An 18704-nucleotide genomic window follows, 5' to 3' on the forward strand; every position below is an offset into this window, starting at 1 on the left:
GCCTTAAGTCGAAATATATTTTTCACGTTCATACCAAGTCCTTGATAAAGTTAATTCTTTTTTGGAAGGATGGATGAGTTTCTTTCCACTCTTTCCTTTTGAAGTCAAACTCGTCATTCTCTTTTTCACTGATTCGCTCTAACTTCATTAATGTTTGAATATATAACTCCTTATTCCCCAATTGCCTTACAGCAAATTCATCTGCTTGGTGTTCAAACATTTTACTAATTTTATTCGGAAGCCATTCTGTGAGCCCTATTAAAGCGATTATACCAACTGGGAAAATAAGGATATACTGTCCCCATCCAAATCCTAGCATAATTTTTCTAGTAAAGAACATCAGCAAACTAATAAGCGTCGCTACTCCAAAAGTAATAAACAGTATCCAACGACCATGCTTTCGTTTGATATGTCCAATTTCGTGAAATAACACTGCCTTTACCTCATCTAAAGTAAATTTTTTTATCAAACCTTCTGTCATGTAAATGTTAATGCTTTTTTTAGATGCAAAAGGAGTACTATACACCCAAGCATTCGTCTCATTCTCGGACTCTTTCTTCGTAAATAGGTTAACGTTTATACTACATGCAGCTTCTATCGTTTTTTTCAAAGAGTAAAATTGCTCGGTGAATCCCACATTTTCATAGTTCCCCATGAAACGATGTATTACAGTATAAACTAGCATTATAATAAGGGTTAACGATAAATACCAAGCAGCAAATAAATACCATTTGTCCACAATTTTTACATATAGGGATAGTGGAAAAAGGAAAAATGAGAAAAAGTAAGCAAGACTTCCTATGGTGAGTACAAAAATTATAACTTTTTCCCTTTTTGAAAATTCAAGGAAATCTGATTCCTCCATTTCAGACTCTCCTTCAATATCCTCATCACTTTTTATCGTCCATTGGTATATAGCAGTTGTCAATGAAACTGATAAAAACGTCGGGAGAAAGATACATAACAAAATGCTCCAAATGTATGATTTTGTTAAAAGTAGTGCGTAACCCATCGAAAAATGATAGTTTAATATCAATGGAAGGATTCCAGCTAAGATAAACGGAACAAACAATGTAAAAAGATTGCGGCATGGAAGAACCTTGTTAATAAACAATGCCAAAAGAAAAGGCAATAAAAATGAACAACCATATATCAAAAAAGTAAGAGTTTTACTAAACTCCGTCTTCAATTGGATGGAGAATGATCCATCATTTTTTGCAGCACGTATTATATATTCATTAAAAAAAAATTTCCTCTTACTAGACTGAATCGTCACTTCCTTACTAAAAGACGGTTTAACCCCTCTTCTCGTCATAACAGTCAGCTCTTCTCGAGCAGGTAAGATAATGTTTTCTGTATTGACTTTGGTAAATTGATAATCAATAGGTCCAATATGAAAAGCGAGCGGACGATTGGTAGAGTCTTCTTCAGTATTTTCAATATCTAAAAGATAGTCCCCTTGGTAGATGGAATAGCCAGTTAAAAGCTTCTGGACTCCTACATTTTTTTTTGAATCGAGAAGAATAAATGGCGATAAAACAGCTGAACGGATACTTAACTCAACCATAATAACCGAAACTGTAAAAAACGCCGTGACCAATAAAAATATGAGCATTCTTTTTTTCATAATAACTACTCTCCTTAATTTATAGGAAACTTGTCATAATCGATGGAATTGTTTTTAATGTCAAGTTTGCTACAAAGATAATACTTACAATAAGTAAAGGAGCAACCCGTCTTTCAGATTTCAATAATGCTTTAACACCAAAATACAATAAAACAAACTGCCATATTAAAAAAGGCTCAACTTGATTAAGAAGAGCAACAGCCACATCATGATCTAGATTTGGAACCAGAACCTGCAGTCCTACCGGTTCAAATACTTCTCCTGCAATTAAAACAAGTGTAGCAAAAGATATTGTTTACAGAAAATGATGAAGAGACGACAATTTTTTTGCATGCCCCTTTATTTATCAATTACCATATATAGGGTTAATTGTAAATTTTATTACAGGAAATACGTGTAAAACAGGAAATATTAACTATTGGAAAGAAAGATGAAATAATAGGCCGGAAGAAGCAGAAAATCTGATATAAGAAGAATTAGACTATCTTGTAAATGAAGAAAGAACAAGCTGAGGACTTACCTGTTTGAAGCTGCAAAACAATGAATGGAAGAAGGAATTAAAGTTATAGATTCTGAATCGGAAATTACTATTATATTTGATCCGCCAACTGTAAAACTAAGATAACAGGACTAGATCCGTTTCAACAAAATTGCAATAACTAGTATTGAATCTGTGAAAGCTTAACAGATTCAAAATCTTATAACTTATAGTATTCAGAATATTTCAGATTTTGATACAATCTATAAATAATAGAATTGTATAAATTACTACTTGCCGGAGGGAAAATAATATGAAAAGAGATTATGGTCTTTGTTTATGGACGTTTGGAGATATAGATTTTGAAGAGAAATGTAAAATATCCAAGGAGATTGGTGTTGACGGAGTGGAAGTCCAAGGGGATTTGTCACAATCTCCGGAAGAGTTAGCAGCGATTTTAAAAAAATATGACTTGAAGGTATTGTCCGTAACACCTGAAAATGTAGACATTTCCAGTTCTGATGAAAATATTCGAGCTAGTGCCTTACAATATTTTTTAGACCTAATCAGTTGGGCGAAAAATTTAGGCGCCAACAGAATCTGCTTACATGGTGATGTTGGGAAAATACATGGATGCGGAGATTTAACAAAAGACTGGGATTTGCTTGTAGCTAGTACGAAGGAGATTGTAAATAAAGCGGAGGAAGTTGGCCTTCAAGTTGTATTTGAAGTACTCAATCGGTATGAGAACCATCAAATCTTAACAGCAAAGGAAGCGATTTCATTAATTAATGAAGTAAAAAGCGACAACCTTTATATATTATTAGATGCATATCATATGAATATTGAGGAGGCTTGTCCAATTCAGGCAATCAAGGACGCAGGGAATAAGCTGGGTGTTTATCATGTCGCTGATTCCAATAGGCAAGCTATAGGTAACGGACACTCTGATATTAGAGGTCAAATAAAAGCTTTAGATGAAATTGGTTTCAAAGGACCGATTATAATGGAAATGGTCGCAGAAGGCCCCAATCCATTTACGCCGATTAAGCATGGAAACTATTTAGATGTGGTGGTCAATTACTATAAAGAATCTTTAAGACAACTAAAACAATGGGATGAAATGAAAGTTCAAGTATAAAGAAATCTCCTGACAGAAGTCGTTTTATTTCGATTGATATGATTTCAAAAACATTTTAATCCCTGTTTAGACCTTTTGAAATCACTTGTGAATCATTGAGTTTTTATACAATCAAAGCCTTGTACAGTGGCATCATATTCAACCTGTGGGGCGGGTGTGGTGATAGACTGGTCTGTATGCCGTGCAAAGTCCTATCACCTGCCCCTTTTTGCAAAAGCTCATGCCTGAATATAGAAATGAATGTTATACAGGAAGGGAATGTTTTTGTTTTTCAAACAGACTCCATACCAAGTTTATAGGAATCAAATGAACAGCATTTGCGGGCTAACTAAAAGCAATGGATTTCGTCGAAAGCGCCATTTGGTCATTCACTCCGTTTAAGCAGCCACATGAATCAATACGTTTTGAAATTTGATTCAAATTTCTATATTTTTAAGTATGCTGCTTCTCTGCAATCCGATTATTTGGCCTTTGCCGTAGTTTCCAATGTTATACATCATTGGCATAATCGATGTTTTTGCATCCGACCAAAACCCAATCGATGCAAGCGCAACAAAAATACTGCCGCATTTTGTAATCTTCCATATCACTATTAAACAAACTTCTTTCTGAAAAAACTAAATTATATCCAGAATTTCTTATCTAAACTATGCTAATAGATAGGCTACACGGTATTTTGTGTATGCTCTATCTATTATTTTTTTACATAAGTAAATATCAATACTGAACGCAAGTTAAAACGGGAAATGACAGATGCAAGCAAAGATGTCCTTATCATTGCTAAAAACAAGCGTATATAAGAGTTAGAGGAAGAAGTCAAACGGTTAATAGGTATTTTGGCACAGACATTGTGATGATTATGATAAAGGTATATAATGACAATAGTTAATGCATATTTATTGCGTATTAGCAGGAAATAGCGAAGCTATAAAAGGAGTGTGTACATAATGGTTGGAGTAGAAATTGATATGGTTGTTACAGACAGCTTGAAAGCATTGGAATTATACGAAAAAATATTCGATATCGAGCGTGTTGAGGTTACAGATTTTCCTAAAGGTGAAAATGAAGTCATTTTTACCCTATACGGAGTACGCTTTCACATGTTGGATGAAAACCCAAAATTCGGGTTGAAAGCCCCAAACCCGGATGAACCTAAAACGATTTGGTTTAACATCCTTGTTCCTGACATCAAGGAAACATTTTCAAAGGTGACCAGTGCGGGCTGTACTGAGGTGCAACCGGTGACTGAAATGCCTGATTACGGAGTGTCAAATGCCATATTTATTGACCCTTTCGGCTATCAATGGATGCTGCATCAAATACACAAAGAAGTGAGTTTTGAAGAACGCACACGACTTTGGGAGGAAAAAAGGGAAAATTAACAATTGGTGCATTATAAGCATAATACGAAGTTAAATTGGTTTATTGTACGAATCAAGTTACCCGCAAAGTTATACACAATTTATAGTAGAGTAGAAAACTGTGGTATGTCAACACTAAACGAGACACTTTTTTTGAGGTGTTTTTCTTTATACTCCATCGGCTCAAATACCCTAGCGTTCCATGGATTCTAATATGATTAAACCAATGAACATAATCATCTAATTCCATTTTGAGTTGTTCTACACTTTCGAAATATTTACCCGGTCTTCATGATTTTAAAGGTTGCTTCAGCTACTGCGTTGTCATAGGGGCAGCCTTTCATGCTTAACGACCGATTAATCTGAAAAGTATCTAGAGCTTCATCAATGGTCTTGTTTTTGAATTCGTTGCCTCTGTCTGTGTGGAATAATTGAATTTGCTGCAAATCAGCTTTCACAGTCGACAATGCTTCATAGACGAGTTAGGCATCTTTGTTGGGACCTGCACTATGGCCGATAATTTCTCGATTATAAAGATCGACAAATAAACAGATGTAATGCCATTTTTTCACTCTCACGTATGTTAAGTCGCTAACTACAACTGTTAATCCTCTTGTGGGTCAAATTCCCTTTTCAACACGTTTCTGTTTATTGCAGAAACGCACCCATTTGAAAAAAGAACATCGTTGCTATTTGAACAAAACACACCAAAATTTAATTAATGGGAATAGATACGTTGCTTAACTGATGACCTTTAGCATCATAAGCCACTTAGAAATATTTTGTCACGACCAAAGTATCGCCTCTTTGCAGTTCAGCAAGCAACTTCATGCTTATACACGTATGAGCCCCCAGCAGTTTTAAGGTATGTTAAATTTGTTGCTTTGTATGTTTTATATTTCATGTTATTTTCTCCTTTGATTTATGTCACTATGTTTTGACACCTTTTGAAGCCTTAATAATACTAGATTTTTAATGTAGAAGTTATTGTGCACCTATTTTAAGCATTATTTTATAAAAATATAGTTTTTATAAATTTACTTAATTCCGATAACTAAACTATCCCGTGCAGCTTCATGTATTTAAATTAACGTTACAGGTTAGTTGAACAAGTTGTAAATTGAATAGTTTAAGTTATAGAGTATTTCTTTGAAATGAGGAATGCTTTTTATTTTTGTCTAAAATTAAAAGGATATTTCTATAAAACAATAAAAATATAATAAAATTAAATAATAATTTATTGTAAAACGATAAAATGCGTATTAAAATCAAATTAACAATAAATAAGTGAGGTTGTTTTTATGAAACAAGGATCAACATTGTTTTTAAAAATAGCTGTTTTTATTATCGGAACTCCAGTTCTTGCTTTATGTATATTTGGGTTGCCTATGTTAGCTAAAGAAGCAGCAGAAAGTGATTCGGAGTTCGCTTATGTACTATATAGCTTATTAATAGTTATGTATGTATCGGCGGTACCATTTTTCTTTGCTCTGTATCAAGCTTTTAAACTTTTAAGTTATATTGACAAGAACAAAGCTTTCTCGGAATTATCTGTAAAGGCTTTAAAGAATATAAAATACTGTGCAATCACAATCAGTTTATTGTATGTGCCAGGTTTGCCATTCTTCTATATCGCTGCGAAGTTAGAAGACGCCCCAGGTATCATGCTAATCGGATTGGGCGTTATTTTTGCTTCAACGATTATTGCAGTCTTTGCAGCTCTTCTTCAAAAGCTTTTAAAAGCTGCCATTGATATAAAATCAGAAAATGATTTAACGATCTGAGGTGAATAACTTGGCAATTATAATCAATATTGATGTAATGCTGGCTAAAAGGAAAATGAGCGTTACAGAGCTTTCGGAGAGGGTTGGAATAACGATGGCTAACCTTTCTATATTGAAAAATGGAAAGGCAAAAGCGATTCGATTATCAACTTTAGATGCGATTTGTAAGGCTTTAGAATGTCAGCCTGGAGATATTTTAGAATACAGAAGTGACGAAGACACCCAAGGATAATAAAGCGGTGATATTTTACAGGATGTTATTGTTGACATTTTTTATAAGTACTAATTCTTTCAAAAATGGTGGCAGTAGGAGGGTTAACATTTCATTTTTTCGTTGGCAATCTCCTATTCCACCATGATATTCTGAGTTTCTATCATTGCTGTAATAATATCCAGTATCAAATGAATCAAATTTATAAGGGGAGTTACTCATGAGTTTAACCATTCATAATGTTTTGGAATAAAAAGGAATTAGATGATATAAATCTTCTTTAAACAGCCTTTTAAAATAAAAGAAATTATTCGGTGGTGAACCTATGTACATAACCCTAAATCTATTTAGCTACTATACTAAGCAGGGCTTACATATATTCAGAAAAAACCTTTGGAGGCACAGATCATGAGAGCCCTAAAACAACTCGTTCGTTTTGGTTGGGAGCAGGCTCTATCATGTTTGTTTCCTGTCGTTATTTTTGCCTCTTTGGCTTTCACAAAAATCATGCCACTTCCCTTCCTGCCACGGTATGACTGGCTGCTCATCATCTGCCTTCTGATGCAGTGGTGGATGGTGCGTTCTGGGCTTGAAACACGGGATGAACTAAAGGTTATCACATTGTTCCATCTTATTGGACTTGCTCTTGAACTTTTCAAGGTACATATGGGCTCCTAGTCTTATCCAGAGGAAGGATATTTCAAAATTTTTGGAGTGCCTTTGTATAGTGGATTCATGTACGCAAGTGTAGCGAGTTATCTTTGCCAGGCGTGGAGGAGGCTTAAGGTTGAACTGGTTAATTGGCCACCATTTTTGGTAGTTGTACCTCTTGCAGCTTCGATTTATTTAAATTTTTTCACCCACCATTATTGGATTGACGTTCGTTGGTGGTTAACTGGAATTGTAATGATCGTTTTTTGGCAATCATGGGTCGCATTCGAGGTTGATGGAACTCGTTACCGTATGCCACTCGTACTTTCTTTTGTTCTCATCGGATTTTTTATATGGATAGCCGAAAATATCGCAACGTTCTTTGGAGCTTGGGAATATCCAAACCAAACCGATGCATGGAGCCTCGTTCATCTAGGAAAGGTAAGTTCGTGGTTCTTATTAGTGATTGTTAGCTTTCTTATAGTAGCGACGTTAAAGCAGGTTAAGGGAAAAATTGTTTCACCCAAGAAGGATAAGGTTTAAAGAGGCGTTTGATAATCATTTAAAGGAACGAGATAGAGGTTCTTTTTAGGCTATACCCACTAATGAAAGCTCACGTGTTATTCAGTTATCGGGCGCCTTTTTGGAGTCACGATAAAAGAGGCTGTCCAAAAAGTCAGGGTAACTGATTTTTTGGACAACCCCGTGGAGGAAACAGTCCCTCTCTATTCCAAATCCATTTCAGCGATCCCCTATCTATCTTACATTACACAAAATTGTTGACGGTACCTAGTCAGTAAATATTGTCCCTATTAATTATCATTTCTCTACATCGTTATTCTATTAAAAAGAAAATAATGTTGCGCCATTAATAATAAAGAAGCTCCCCAAAAGCCCAGTGAAACTTATGAGAAGCTTTATAAAAATTTGTGATTTTTTCGTGGTCAAAATGTGGTCAAAAAAATAAGGAACACCAGGAAACCCTGGTGTTCCAAGATTTTTGAGCAATTATTACATCATTCCGCCCATGTCAGGCATGCCTGGGTTGCCGTTGCCTTTGTTTTCTTCTGGTTTGTCAGCAACAACTGCTTCAGTTGTTAAGAACATAGCGGCAACGGATGCTGCGTTTTGAAGAGCAGAACGAGTTACTTTTGTTGGGTCAACGATACCAGCTTCGATCATGTTCACCCATTCGCCTGTAGCAGCGTTAAAGCCGATTCCAACTTCTTCTTTTTTCAAGCGTTCAACGATAACAGAGCCTTCTAAACCAGCGTTGTGAGCGATTTGGCGAACTGGCTCTTCTAAAGCGCGAAGAACGATGTTTACACCAGTTTGCACGTCGCCTTCTGCTTCAATTTCAGCAACTTTTTTGTAAACGTTAACTAGAGCTGTACCACCACCGGAGACAATTCCTTCTTCCACTGCTGCACGCGTGGAGTTAAGAGCGTCTTCGATGCGAAGTTTACGTTCTTTCAATTCTGTTTCAGTAGCGGCACCAACTTTGATAACTGCTACGCCGCCAGCTAATTTTGCTAAGCGCTCTTGAAGTTTTTCTTTATCAAATTCAGAAGTTGTTTCTTCCAATTGAGCTTTAATTTGATTTACGCGAGCTGCAATTTTGTCGCTTGCGCCTGCGCCTTCAACAATTGTAGTTGTTTCTTTCGTTACAACAACTTTTGCAGCGCGGCCTAATTGAGAAATAGTAGCGCTCTTAAGATCTAAACCTAAATCTTCTGTAATAACTTCACCATCTGTTAAAATGGCGATATCTTCTAACATTGCTTTGCGGCGGTCACCGAATCCAGGAGCTTTTACAGCTACAGCATTAAATGTACCGCGAAGTTTGTTCACAACTAATGTTGCTAAAGCTTCGCCTTCAACATCTTCAGCAATGATTAATAAAGGTTTGCCTTGTTGTACAACTTGCTCAAGAACTGGCAAGATTTCTTGGATGTTAGAGATTTTCTTGTCAGTAATTAAAATGTATGGATTTTCAAGAACAGCTTCCATTTTATCAGAATCTGTTACCATGTATGGAGAAGCATATCCGCGGTCAAACTGCATTCCTTCTACAACGTCAAGCTCAGTAGTGAAACCTTTAGATTCTTCAATAGTGATAACGCCATCGTTACCAACACGTTCCATTGCTTCAGCAATTAATTTACCTACTTCATCATCCGCAGCAGAAATAGCAGCAACTTGAGCAATTGATTCTTTTCCTTCAATTGGTTTAGAAATTGCTTTTAATTCTTCAACAGCTGTAGCAACTGCTTTTTCAATACCTTTACGTACACCCATTGGGTTTGCGCCAGCTGTTACGTTTTTAAGTCCTTCGCGGATCATTGCTTGAGCTAAAACTGTTGCAGTAGTTGTACCGTCCCCAGCAACATCGTTTGTTTTGCTAGCAACTTCTGCAACTAATTTTGCACCCATGTTTTCAAATGGATCTTCTAATTCAATTTCTTTTGCAATCGTAACGCCATCGTTTGTAATTAACGGAGAACCGAATTTTTTCTCAAGAACAACGTTACGGCCTTTTGGTCCTAAAGTAACTTTAACCGCATCTGCTAATTTATCCACACCACGCAGCATTGCACGACGTGCTTCTTCACTGAATTTAATTTCTTTTGCCATGTTGCGAAAACCTCCTCAAAATTTAAATTGTCTATGATATTGGGCTGTCTCTATTAGCCGATCACAGCCAAAATGTCGCTTTCACGCAAAATTAAGTATTCTTTGCCGTCATATTTTACTTCTGTGCCGGCGTATTTTGAGAAGATAATGCGATCGCCAACAGCAACTTCAACTGCAACACGTTCACCGCTGTCTAATACACGACCAGTACCAACTGCTACTACTTTACCTTCTTGAGGTTTTTCTTTAGCTGTGTCAGGCAATACGATGCCGCTTGCTGTTTTTTCTTCTGTTTCAACAAGTTCAATTACAACGCGATCACCTAATGGCTTTAACAAGGGAAACAACCTCCTCAAATATCTTTTGAGATTTTCAAAATTTATTCCTTATTCATTATTAGCACTCATTGCTATCGAGTGCTAACACCAATTATTATATTAAAGAAACCTCCTCTATTTTTCAAGTCTCTTTTAAAAAAATTTTAACATCCTCCATTAAGTGCTTACCTTGTCAAAATTGTTTTTCTTTCTTAAAACCATTGTGTGTTAAAATAGTCATATGAATCTTTTATAAAGGAGAACTATTCGTGAAAAAGCAATATTGGTGGATCATCATTACGTACATCATTATGCAGCTCTCATCCTATATTGGAGTTCCCCTTTTTTATGAACTGGGTGTTGGCGACGATGAAAATCTCAATGCAGGACTTTTTCAAGCGCAAGCATATTGGTCGATTACAAGTTTTACTGCTGCGTTCGTCATTATTTTATTTCTCCTTCGTCATGAACGGAAAAATAATGTCCGGATTGAAAAAGCTTCTTTCGGCGAATCTGCCATATGGGCTGTTTTCGGAGTTTTTTTAGCTTTTTTCATTCAAACAATCGTTGGCAATATTGAAATATATGTACTTAAAGTTAATCCGATGTCGGAAAATACTCAAGTTATTATGGATTTAATTGAAGCAACGCCTTATTTGATTATTGTCACATCAATAATAGGACCGATTATTGAAGAAATTATCTTCCGAAAAATTATTTTCGGGGTGATTTATCAAAAAACGAATTTTTGGATCGGCGCGCTTGTCAGCTCGCTATTGTTCGGCATCGTGCATGGGGAACCTGAACTTTTATTGCGTTATACAGCAATGGGGTTTACGTTCGCTTTTTTATATTATAAAACAAAACGCATATTAGTCCCTATTTTTGCCCATACAATGATGAATACAATCGTAGTCATCATTCAAACAATTTATCATGATGAGATTGAAAACATGATGAAGCAAATGGAACAAATACAAATCATTATTGGAGGCAGCTAAGATTATGAATTTTCATCCCGTTTCCATGGGACTCTTCTATTTTATCATGGGAGTTCTATTTACATATTTAGCAATTCATCATGCTGAAAATGGTATGTGGACAGCTACAAATATGATTTTAATGATTTTAGCCACGTTTGATTTTGCTGTTTCCATCCGCATGTTCACTTTCTCATATAAAATTCGGAAAGCAAAAAACAACCGATGAGGTGTAATGATATTATCCCTCTTGTGTAGACAGTAGGAAAAAAGCCTATACTGTCTTCACAAGAGGGATATGTTTATAACAGCCCATCGGTTTTACTTTTGATCTGATTCTTTTATTTGAGAAGACTGTGCTTTTTTGTAAGCAAATCTTGAAACAATGATACTTATTTCATACAAAATGAATAGCGGAATCGTGACCATTAAATGCGACACAATTTCAGGCGGCGTAATAATCGCTGCGATAACAAGCAATACAAAATACGCATATTTTCTAACCTTTGCCAAAAACGCCGGATTGATGATCCCGAGTCTTGTTAAAAACATAATGACAACGGGAAGCTGAAACAACAGTCCGAAAGGCAATGTTAACTGCAGCAGGAAACGAAAGTATTCATTTATTCCTATCATTTGTTGAATGTTTAAATCATTGGAAAGCCGCCCCATAAAATCGATGACAAAAGGAAACAAAATAAAATAAGAGAAGCTTATTCCTAAAAGAAATAAAGCAACCGACAACGGTATATAGCTTAATGTGACCCGCCTTTCTTTTTCATACAGTCCTGGGCTGATAAACGCCCAAAGCTGGTACAATAAAACAGGGAAAGTTAGAATTAAAGCAATAATAAATGTAATCTGCATATAAACGATCAATGGATCTGCAGGACGAAAAGCATTTAAGGCGAATTGCTTTGCTTCATCAGTTTGCTGTAAAAAAACAATAATTGGCTTCGCTATGAAAAAGCCAGTAATCATAGCAACGAAAAAGAAAACGACTACAATAATCAGCCGTTTTCTAAGCTCCGCTATATGCTCCAACACGGACATTTTTTTTTCGCTCATCATTATTCATCCATTCTTCTTGCTATTCATTTTTCTTGTTTTCTTCATCATCGTCTGCTAAGCCCTTCGTGGCACTTTTAAACTCCTTTAATGATTCTCCTATAGCTTTTCCAAGCTCAGGAAGTTTTTTCGGCCCGAAAACAAGCAGAGCTGCAAATACAATCAACAGCAAGCTTCCAATTCCAATTGTTGGCATTTAATATCGCTCCTTCAATCTTCATTCGAATAATGTTTTAAAAAATATGCAAGAGCCTGAAGTTCAACAGATAGATCGATATGATGAATCCGAATTTTATCCGGAACATTTAAGCGAGCCGGCGTAAAATTTAAAATGCCTTTTATGCCTTTTTCCACTAACCGATCCGTTATTCCTTGAGCGGCAGTTGCCGGGACCGTTAATATCGCAACAGGCACATCATCAGGCAATTCACTTTCTAGCTGATCCAAATGATAAATTGGAACTCCACCAATTTTCATTCCTACTTTTCGTTTATTAATGTCAAATGCAATAACAATTTGTGTGTTGTTATTTTTTGTAAAATTGTAATTTAAAAAAGCTGTTCCCAAATTTCCGACTCCAATGAGGGCAACTTTGGTCAACTCATCTTGGTCAAGCGTCTTTCTAAAAAATGATAACAAATAATTGACATTATATCCATAACCTTTTTTGCCCAGCGCTCCGAAATATGAAAAGTCCCTTCTAATTGTCGCAGAATCTACTTTGACTGCTTCACTCAGTTCTTGAGAGGAAACACGTTGTTTTCCCGAGGCATGTAAATTTTGCAAAAACCGATAATATAGAGGTAATCTTTTTGCAGTTGCTTGCGGTATCTTAGATTGATCTTGATTCAATGCTCATCCCTCGCAATCCAAAACAACCTGACTAATTTTGTTTTTAACTATGTTTTCTAGCAAGCGGCTGCTCGCCTGTATGAAACAATATCAGACTGATAACGCTTCCATCCTGATCTTCTTCTCCGTCTACATTTCTTTTTATTTGTTTTTTCTCCAAACTCTCCTTATATAAAAACTATACACTATTTTTTTATTCGTGTCTTTTGAACGATTGTTACAATTTCTTGTCCTTTTGTTCATCAGGTCAGTTGCCTGCAGTCAAATATATAGGCTACACTTATTCTAGCAAAGATTGAGGTGAACTATGGATGATTTTATTGCAGTTAAACAAAATCACAAAATATTATGGTGCTGACCTTATTTTATCGAATATTAAGCTGGAAATCCAAACAGGAGATAAAATCGCCGTTGTAGGCCGCAATGGAGCCGGAAAATCAACATTATTGAAAATCATTGCCGGTGAAATGCCCTTTGATTCTGGTGAAATTGTGAAGCCAAAAGATTTAACAATCGGCTATCTGGCACAAAACACAGGATTAGAATCAACTAAGTCGATATGGGATGAAATGCTAACCGTTTTTGAAGAGCTGCGGAACATCGAAGCTGAGCTGCGAAATATTGAACAAAAAATGGCAGCTATCTCCTCAGCTGGAGATTCTCATGCTTTGCAAAGCTTAATGAAGGAATATGATTCACTCCAACATTTATATAAAGAAAATGGCGGATATCAATATGAGGCGGATATCCGTTCTGTGCTGCATGGATTAGGGTTTGCTGATTACGACTATTCAACTAAAATTTCGGTTTTGAGCGGAGGACAAAAAACCCGGTTAGCACTCGGAAAGCTCCTGTTGAAAAAACCGGATCTGCTCATACTCGACGAGCCGACAAACCATCTCGACATGGAAACATTAAACTGGCTCGAACAATATTTACAGCATTATAATGGAGCGGTTCTAATTGTTTCCCATGACCGGTATTTTTTAGATCGCGTTGTCAACACTGTTTATGAAATATCACGAACAGTTTGTACGAAGTATGTTGGGAATTACAGCGCTTATTTAAAACAAAAAGCGGAAGCGTACGAAAGGGAATTAAAACAATTTGAAAAACAGCAAGAAGAAATCGCGCGGATGAAAGATTTTATTCAACGAAACTTAGCAAGAGCATCGACAACGAAACGTGCGCAAAGCAGAAGGAAAATGCTTGAGAAAATGGAAATACTGGACAGACCCGCTGGGGACGAGAAGTCAGCCAGCTTTTCCTTCGAAATCGAAAAGCAAAGCGGCAATGACGTGTTAAAAGCCATTGATTTGTCCCTTTCCTACGATCAAAAAACTCCGATCGTGAAAAATATTAACTTTTCGATCAACAGGAAGGACTCAATTGCCTTAATAGGGCCAAACGGAGTTGGAAAATCTACCTTATTAAAAACGATCATCAACCGCTTAAAGCCGCTGAGCGGAAAAATTCAGTTTGGATCTAATGTCCAAATCGGATATTATGACCAGGAACAAGCGGATTTGTCTTCATCTAAACGGGTTTTAGATGAATTGTGGGATGACTATCCCGAAAAAACAGAAAAAGAAATCCGAACGGTTTTAGGGAATTTCCTTTTTTCCGGAGATGAAGTGCTGAAAACCGTTTCGTCTTTAAGCGGAGGAGAAAAAGCTCGGCTCGCTTTAGCGAAATTAATGCTAAAAAAAGCTAACTTTCTCATCATGGATGAACCTACGAATCATCTGGATCTCGACAGCAAAGAAGTATTGGAAAACGCTCTGATAAATTTTCCTGGAACAATCTTGTTTGTTTCGCACGATCGTTATTTTATCAACAAAATCGCGACCAAAATTTTTGAATTATCCACGGAAGGCATTGCCGAATATATCGGGGACTATGATTATTACATTGCAAAAAAAGCGGAGATGATCGAGCTTGAACAGTTGAAAGAACCAACTATCGAAACCAAAGAGCAAAAACAAGGAAAAATATCTTATGAACAAGAAAAAATATTGAAAAAAAAAGAACGGCAAAGACAGCGCCGCATTGAAGAACTTGAAAACAAAATAGCAGAAATTGAAGAAGCGATCGCTGAAAACAATGAAATGCTTTGCGATCCAAATATATACCAAGATCATGAAAAAGCTCAAAAACTTCATGATCAAAATGTCATGTTAACGGAACAACTAGAACAGCTGATGGAGGAATGGGAATCACTTCTTTCTGAATAACCGGCTCATGCCGGTTTTTTATTTATTTTGTTTCCTTCAGCATGTTTCTCTCAAACAGTTATCCACATCATTAGTTCCTTACCTTACAATATTTTTCTTATTTGTTCACATTATCCACAACAAACCCCTTTAGTTATCCACATGTTTCACCTTATTTTTTCTTCTTCTATTTCAACGTTTCGTCTTATTTATCCAAAATGAAGATTTTCTTTGTGGATAACCTGTGGTTAAAATAAAAAAATAGGGCCGCTGTTCATTCGACCCTATTTTGCCTATATATATGACGTTAATTCCAATCCAGGATGAGCATTCATACGATAATCACCGAAAATTCCTTTTTCATAAAGTACATCAGCGAAAGCTGCAATCATGGCCGCATTATCTGTGCATAAGGACAATGGTGGAATGACGAGGTCGATCCCTTTTTTCTTTTTGAATGCTTCCTCCATAGCAGTTCTTAATCCTTTATTCGCCGCTACTCCGCCTGATAAAAGAACTTGCTTAGCTTGATACTTCTCACTGGCACGAACAGTTTTTTCCACTAAAACTTCTACAACACTTTGCTGAAAACTTGCAGCCATATCTTTCGGATCTATCGTGATCCCTCTTTGCGCCGCGTTATGAAGAGTGTTAATCACCGCTGACTTCAGCCCGCTGAAACTAAAATGAAACGAGCCTTCTTCAAGCCATGCTCGCGGCAAATCAATGGAAGCAGTTCCTTCATGTGCTAGCCTGTCGATATGAGGCCCGCCCGGGTAAGGCAGGTTTAATGTTCGCGCTACTTTATCATAAGCCTCTCCTGCTGCATCATCAAGTGTTTCCCCAATCACCTCAAAACAACCGTGCTCCTTCATATAGACAAGCTCTGTATGGCCGCCGGAAACAACCAATGCAATCAGCGGGAAAGAAAATTCTTTCACAAGACGGTTTGCATAAATGTGTCCTGCAATATGATGTACTCCGATTAGTGGAAGATCATACGCAAAAGCTAAAGCCTTTGCGGCATTGACTCCAATCAATAATGCACCAACCAGCCCCGGTCCTTCTGTCACGGCTACGGCGTTCAAATCGTGATACGAAAGATTCGCCTGTTTTAACGTTTCTTCTAATACGAGAGTAATTTGCTCGACATGATGGCGTGAAGCGATTTCTGGAACGACTCCGCCAAAACGTTTATGGCTTTCAATTTGGGAAGCAACGACTTGTGCAACAATTTCTTTTCCGTTTTTCACAATGGCAGCTGCTGTTTCATCACAGCTTGTTTCAATTCCTAAAATTAATCGATCTTTCATTATAAATTCACCTGCATTAATATCGCATCTTCTTGGTTATCCGTATAATAGTTTTCCCGTATTCCGATTGGTTCAAAATTCAATTTCTTATATAATGATTGCGCAACCGTATTCGAAACTCGGACTTCTAATGTAACGGCTTTGGCTCCTTTTTCTTTTGCTACGTTTAAAACGCTTCTAAGCAGGGTCTCTCCCAGCTTTTTTCCCCGATACGCTGGAGAAATAGCAATATTGGTAATCTGCCCATCATCAACAATCACCCATAAACCGCAATACCCTACAACTTTTCCTTCATATTCTATTACTAAATAAGTAGCAAAATGGTTATGGACCAATTCCCGATAAAATGATTCCTTTGTCCAAGGAACCGAAAATGACAGCTGTTCGATTTCATAAACACGATGTATATCTTCAACTGTCATTTTTCGAACATTTACTTGATTATTAATCATGTTGACGTTTTTTGCTGCTCGATCCATTTCGCTTCCGCCTCTGCTAACCTTAAATAATTTGGCACAAACTGATGAACATTGACTGCTTCTCTAGTCATTCCCAGCAAACCTAGCAATCCCGGACGCGGCTGGTGCAATGACGGATCCCCGATGACTGCCAGCTCACCCATTATTTCTTTGATCAGATCTAAATGAAGAGAAACGTCATTCCCTAAAAAGAGCACCCGCTTTTTTAGCTGTTTTATTTCATTCAACCAATCTTCTAGCAGAATATTTTTGTCTTCTTTCACACAAAGTATGTTTTCTTTAAATTCATACAGCCCGGTATAAACTCGTCCTCTTCTTGCATCAAATAAAGGGCAAATCAACCCGTCAAAAAAACGCCCGTTCAGTGCAAGCACTTCAAGACTGGAAACGCCCGTTAAAGGAATGTTTCTAGCCCATGCAAGCGTCTTAGCAATTGTTACACCGATTCGCACACCAGTATAAGAGCCAGGACCTTGGGCAACCACAATCTTTGTTAAGTCGCTGGGCTGAACGTGGCACTCTTTCAAAAGATAATCAACTGCCGGCATTGCACGAACAGAATGGTTTTTTTTCAAGTTCGTCATATATTCGCCAATAATTTTAGTTTCGTCTACTAACGCAATGCCTAAACAGTCGTTTGATGTATCAATCGCTAATACCGTCATCAGTGAAAAACTCCTTACACAGCTTAATATATCTTTTTCCCTTCGGCCTAAAAATTAGAGATCTTGCATTGTCCTGAATGTAACGGATGAATATATCCAGTCTTTCCTCCGGCAGTTGATCTTCTATATAATGCGCCCACTCTACAACTGTTACACCGTCTCCATCAAAAAACTCATCAAACCCTAAATCCTCATCGCTATTTTCAATCCGATAAACGTCCATATGATAAAGCGGCAGTCTGCCGTCTGTATACTCCTTCATGATTGTAAAAGTAGGACTGTTCACTGTTCTGCCAATGCCCAAACCTTTTGCCAGTCCTTTCACAAATGTAGTTTTGCCTGCTCCAAGATCTCCTTCAAGCGTAATCACATCGCCCGCTTGTAAGTGCTGAGCCAGCTTCATCGCCATATTCCCTGTCTCTTCAGGATTTGTTGTTTTTATTTCAAATTGATCCAAATGAATCACCTTTTTTAAAATGATTGTAGCCTTTGCTTAATAGCCGTTTGCGAATATTTTTTTCTTGCAAATAAACCGATGGGCTGCCTTCAAATACTTCTCCGATCTTCGTTATGCGTATTCCTTCTTGCTCGCATTTTTTTTTCAATACTTCAAAGGAATGTTTAGAAGTCGTTCCTACCAGTTCAAAATCTTCTCCTCCAGTGATAGCCCACTCAAATTGCTTTTCTAACGGCAATAATTGTATTGAATCACTTAATGGAAGAAGATCTTTATGTACGACGATTTGTACGTTGCTCATGACAGCTATCTCATTCAATTCGCTTGCAATACCGTCACTAATATCATTAAGGCTCGCCCGATCCACTTCAGAAATAATCCTGCCCGCTTTTACTTGCGGCTTCGGACGTCTATGGCGAGATACTAAATATTGATAATCGTCCTCCGGCAAATTGAACTCATCGTTTAATAGA

18 protein-coding genes and 3 pseudogenes (1 of these 21 running past the window's edge) are annotated in these 18704 nt (G+C 37.0%); 8 read left to right on the top strand and 13 right to left on the bottom strand.

What is annotated here, in order from left to right; genetic code table 11:
* Positions 1 to 28: 28 nt before the first annotated feature.
* Positions 29 to 1627, bottom strand: a complete 1599-nt coding sequence (locus NSQ61_RS13545) for a M48 family metallopeptidase (protein WP_339212190.1) — start codon at positions 1625 to 1627, stop codon at positions 29 to 31.
* Between the two features lie 791 nt (positions 1628 to 2418).
* Here NSQ61_RS13545 and NSQ61_RS13550 point away from each other — a divergent pair.
* Positions 2419 to 3246, top strand: a complete 828-nt coding sequence (locus NSQ61_RS13550) for a sugar phosphate isomerase/epimerase family protein (protein ID WP_130158259.1) — start codon at positions 2419 to 2421, stop codon at positions 3244 to 3246.
* Between the two features lie 470 nt (positions 3247 to 3716).
* On the opposite strand, the pseudogene NSQ61_RS13555 reads toward NSQ61_RS13550, so the two are convergent.
* Positions 3717 to 3812, bottom strand: a pseudogene (locus NSQ61_RS13555) (ABC transporter permease); the annotation flags it as partial.
* Positions 3813 to 4193: 381 nt separating this feature from the next.
* Between NSQ61_RS13555 and NSQ61_RS13560 the strand changes: the two are divergent.
* Positions 4194 to 4628, top strand: coding sequence for a VOC family protein (locus NSQ61_RS13560; RefSeq protein WP_066248109.1), 435 nt, complete (start codon positions 4194 to 4196; stop codon positions 4626 to 4628).
* A 160-nt stretch (positions 4629 to 4788) separates the two neighbouring features.
* Here NSQ61_RS13560 and NSQ61_RS13565 read toward each other — a convergent pair.
* Positions 4789 to 5250 (bottom strand): annotated as a pseudogene (locus NSQ61_RS13565) (DDE-type integrase/transposase/recombinase); the annotation flags it as partial.
* A 658-nt stretch (positions 5251 to 5908) separates the two neighbouring features.
* Here NSQ61_RS13565 and NSQ61_RS13570 point away from each other — a divergent pair.
* From NSQ61_RS13570 to NSQ61_RS13580, 3 genes and pseudogenes are all read left to right on the top strand, one after another.
* The gene (locus tag NSQ61_RS13570) at positions 5909 to 6391 is read left to right on the top strand and encodes a DUF2975 domain-containing protein (protein WP_063388939.1); all 483 of its coding nucleotides are present in this window, start codon (positions 5909 to 5911) and stop codon (positions 6389 to 6391) included.
* A gap of 10 nt (positions 6392 to 6401) precedes the next feature.
* The gene (locus tag NSQ61_RS13575; protein ID WP_063388940.1) at positions 6402 to 6623 is read left to right on the top strand and encodes a helix-turn-helix domain-containing protein; all 222 of its coding nucleotides are present in this window, start codon (positions 6402 to 6404) and stop codon (positions 6621 to 6623) included.
* A gap of 387 nt (positions 6624 to 7010) precedes the next feature.
* A pseudogene (locus tag NSQ61_RS13580) lies at positions 7011 to 7845 on the top strand (DUF817 domain-containing protein).
* A gap of 419 nt (positions 7846 to 8264) precedes the next feature.
* Here the strand turns inward: NSQ61_RS13580 and groL are convergent.
* Together groL and groES are read right to left on the bottom strand one after the other, a co-directional pair.
* Positions 8265 to 9887 carry a chaperonin GroEL gene (groL, locus tag NSQ61_RS13585; protein ID WP_063388690.1) on the bottom strand — a complete coding sequence of 541 codons (1623 nt, stop codon included), beginning with the start codon at positions 9885 to 9887 and terminating at the stop codon, positions 8265 to 8267.
* 53 nt (positions 9888 to 9940) lie between these two features.
* Positions 9941 to 10225: a co-chaperone GroES gene (gene groES / locus NSQ61_RS13590; protein ID WP_063388689.1), complete on the bottom strand. Its 285-nt coding sequence runs from the start codon at positions 10223 to 10225 to the stop codon at positions 9941 to 9943.
* A 248-nt stretch (positions 10226 to 10473) separates the two neighbouring features.
* On the opposite strand from groES, the gene NSQ61_RS13595 reads away from it, so the two are divergent.
* Both NSQ61_RS13595 and NSQ61_RS13600 read left to right on the top strand, forming a co-directional pair.
* On the top strand, positions 10474 to 11205 hold the full coding sequence (locus NSQ61_RS13595) for a CPBP family intramembrane glutamic endopeptidase (RefSeq protein WP_066248103.1): 732 nt from the start codon (positions 10474 to 10476) through the stop codon (positions 11203 to 11205).
* A 4-nt stretch (positions 11206 to 11209) separates the two neighbouring features.
* Positions 11210 to 11413, top strand: coding sequence for a YdiK family protein (locus tag NSQ61_RS13600; RefSeq protein WP_063388687.1), 204 nt, complete (start codon positions 11210 to 11212; stop codon positions 11411 to 11413).
* Between the two features lie 92 nt (positions 11414 to 11505).
* Here the strand turns inward: NSQ61_RS13600 and tatC are convergent, their stop codons facing one another.
* From tatC to NSQ61_RS13615, 3 genes are read right to left on the bottom strand one after another with little or no spacing between them, the layout of a single operon-like run.
* Entirely contained in the window at positions 11506 to 12252 is a 747-nt protein-coding gene (gene tatC / locus NSQ61_RS13605) for a twin-arginine translocase subunit TatC (RefSeq protein WP_066248101.1), read from the bottom strand.
* 22 nt (positions 12253 to 12274) lie between these two features.
* Positions 12275 to 12448, bottom strand: a complete 174-nt coding sequence (locus NSQ61_RS13610; protein WP_063388685.1) for a twin-arginine translocase TatA/TatE family subunit — start codon at positions 12446 to 12448, stop codon at positions 12275 to 12277.
* Positions 12449 to 12462: 14 nt separating this feature from the next.
* Positions 12463 to 13104 carry a redox-sensing transcriptional repressor Rex gene (locus tag NSQ61_RS13615; RefSeq protein WP_063388684.1) on the bottom strand — a complete coding sequence of 214 codons (642 nt, stop codon included), beginning with the start codon at positions 13102 to 13104 and terminating at the stop codon, positions 12463 to 12465.
* A gap of 311 nt (positions 13105 to 13415) precedes the next feature.
* Between NSQ61_RS13615 and NSQ61_RS13620 the strand changes: the two genes are divergently transcribed.
* Entirely contained in the window at positions 13416 to 15338 is a 1923-nt protein-coding gene (locus NSQ61_RS13620; RefSeq protein ID WP_340807327.1) for an ABC-F family ATP-binding cassette domain-containing protein, read from the top strand.
* A 272-nt stretch (positions 15339 to 15610) separates the two neighbouring features.
* Here NSQ61_RS13620 and tsaD read toward each other — a convergent pair whose 3' ends face one another.
* The 5 genes in view from tsaD to thiL are tightly spaced (each overlapping or abutting the next) and all read right to left on the bottom strand, a layout consistent with a single transcriptional unit that may run on beyond the window.
* Positions 15611 to 16630 (bottom strand): tRNA (adenosine(37)-N6)-threonylcarbamoyltransferase complex transferase subunit TsaD, encoded by a 1020-nt coding sequence (gene tsaD / locus NSQ61_RS13625; RefSeq protein WP_094245002.1) that lies wholly within the window; start codon positions 16628 to 16630, stop codon positions 15611 to 15613.
* Positions 16630 to 17109: a ribosomal protein S18-alanine N-acetyltransferase gene (gene rimI / locus NSQ61_RS13630; RefSeq protein WP_340807332.1), complete on the bottom strand. Its 480-nt coding sequence runs from the start codon at positions 17107 to 17109 to the stop codon at positions 16630 to 16632. Before rimI ends, tsaD begins: the two co-directional genes overlap by 1 nt.
* Positions 17079 to 17774, bottom strand: coding sequence for a tRNA (adenosine(37)-N6)-threonylcarbamoyltransferase complex dimerization subunit type 1 TsaB (gene tsaB / locus NSQ61_RS13635; RefSeq protein WP_340807334.1), 696 nt, complete (start codon positions 17772 to 17774; stop codon positions 17079 to 17081). The genes rimI and tsaB overlap by 31 nt, the downstream gene beginning before the upstream one ends.
* Positions 17755 to 18231: a tRNA (adenosine(37)-N6)-threonylcarbamoyltransferase complex ATPase subunit type 1 TsaE gene (gene tsaE / locus NSQ61_RS13640; RefSeq protein WP_144598518.1), complete on the bottom strand. Its 477-nt coding sequence runs from the start codon at positions 18229 to 18231 to the stop codon at positions 17755 to 17757. Before tsaE ends, tsaB begins: the two co-directional genes overlap by 20 nt.
* On the bottom strand, positions 18218 to 18704 hold the 3' portion of the coding sequence (gene thiL, locus NSQ61_RS13645; RefSeq protein WP_340807337.1) for a thiamine-phosphate kinase. Its footprint extends 521 nt past the window's final position; only the last 487 of its 1008 coding nucleotides appear in the window; its start codon lies beyond the right edge, outside the window — the gene reads right to left on this strand; it ends in the stop codon at positions 18218 to 18220. Before thiL ends, tsaE begins: the two co-directional genes overlap by 14 nt.

Source organism: Aeribacillus sp. FSL K6-1121 (assembly GCF_038003725.1).
Lineage (GTDB): Bacteria > Bacillota > Bacilli > Bacillales > Aeribacillaceae > Aeribacillus > Aeribacillus composti.

Bases quoted from the DNA above. Each gene is read 5' to 3' on its own strand.
- tsaD (WP_094245002.1), bottom strand. From the start codon at position 16,630: ATGAAAGATCGATTAATTTTAGGAATTGAAACAAGCTGTGATGAAACA.
- NSQ61_RS13560 (WP_066248109.1), top strand. From the start codon at position 4,194: ATGGTTGGAGTAGAAATTGATATGGTTGTTACAGACAGCTTGAAAGCA.
- NSQ61_RS13570 (WP_063388939.1), top strand. From the start codon at position 5,909: ATGAAACAAGGATCAACATTGTTTTTAAAAATAGCTGTTTTTATTATC.
- NSQ61_RS13620 (WP_340807327.1), top strand. From the start codon at position 13,416: ATGATTTTATTGCAGTTAAACAAAATCACAAAATATTATGGTGCTGAC.
- NSQ61_RS13610 (WP_063388685.1), bottom strand. From the start codon at position 12,448: ATGCCAACAATTGGAATTGGAAGCTTGCTGTTGATTGTATTTGCAGCT.
- groL (WP_063388690.1), bottom strand. From the start codon at position 9,887: ATGGCAAAAGAAATTAAATTCAGTGAAGAAGCACGTCGTGCAATGCTG.
- NSQ61_RS13550 (WP_130158259.1), top strand. From the start codon at position 2,419: ATGAAAAGAGATTATGGTCTTTGTTTATGGACGTTTGGAGATATAGAT.
- rimI (WP_340807332.1), bottom strand. From the start codon at position 17,109: ATGGATCGAGCAGCAAAAAACGTCAACATGATTAATAATCAAGTAAAT.
- tsaB (WP_340807334.1), bottom strand. From the start codon at position 17,774: ATGACGGTATTAGCGATTGATACATCAAACGACTGTTTAGGCATTGCG.
- NSQ61_RS13600 (WP_063388687.1), top strand. From the start codon at position 11,210: ATGAATTTTCATCCCGTTTCCATGGGACTCTTCTATTTTATCATGGGA.
- tatC (WP_066248101.1), bottom strand. From the start codon at position 12,252: ATGAGCGAAAAAAAAATGTCCGTGTTGGAGCATATAGCGGAGCTTAGA.
- NSQ61_RS13545 (WP_339212190.1), bottom strand. From the start codon at position 1,627: ATGAAAAAAAGAATGCTCATATTTTTATTGGTCACGGCGTTTTTTACA.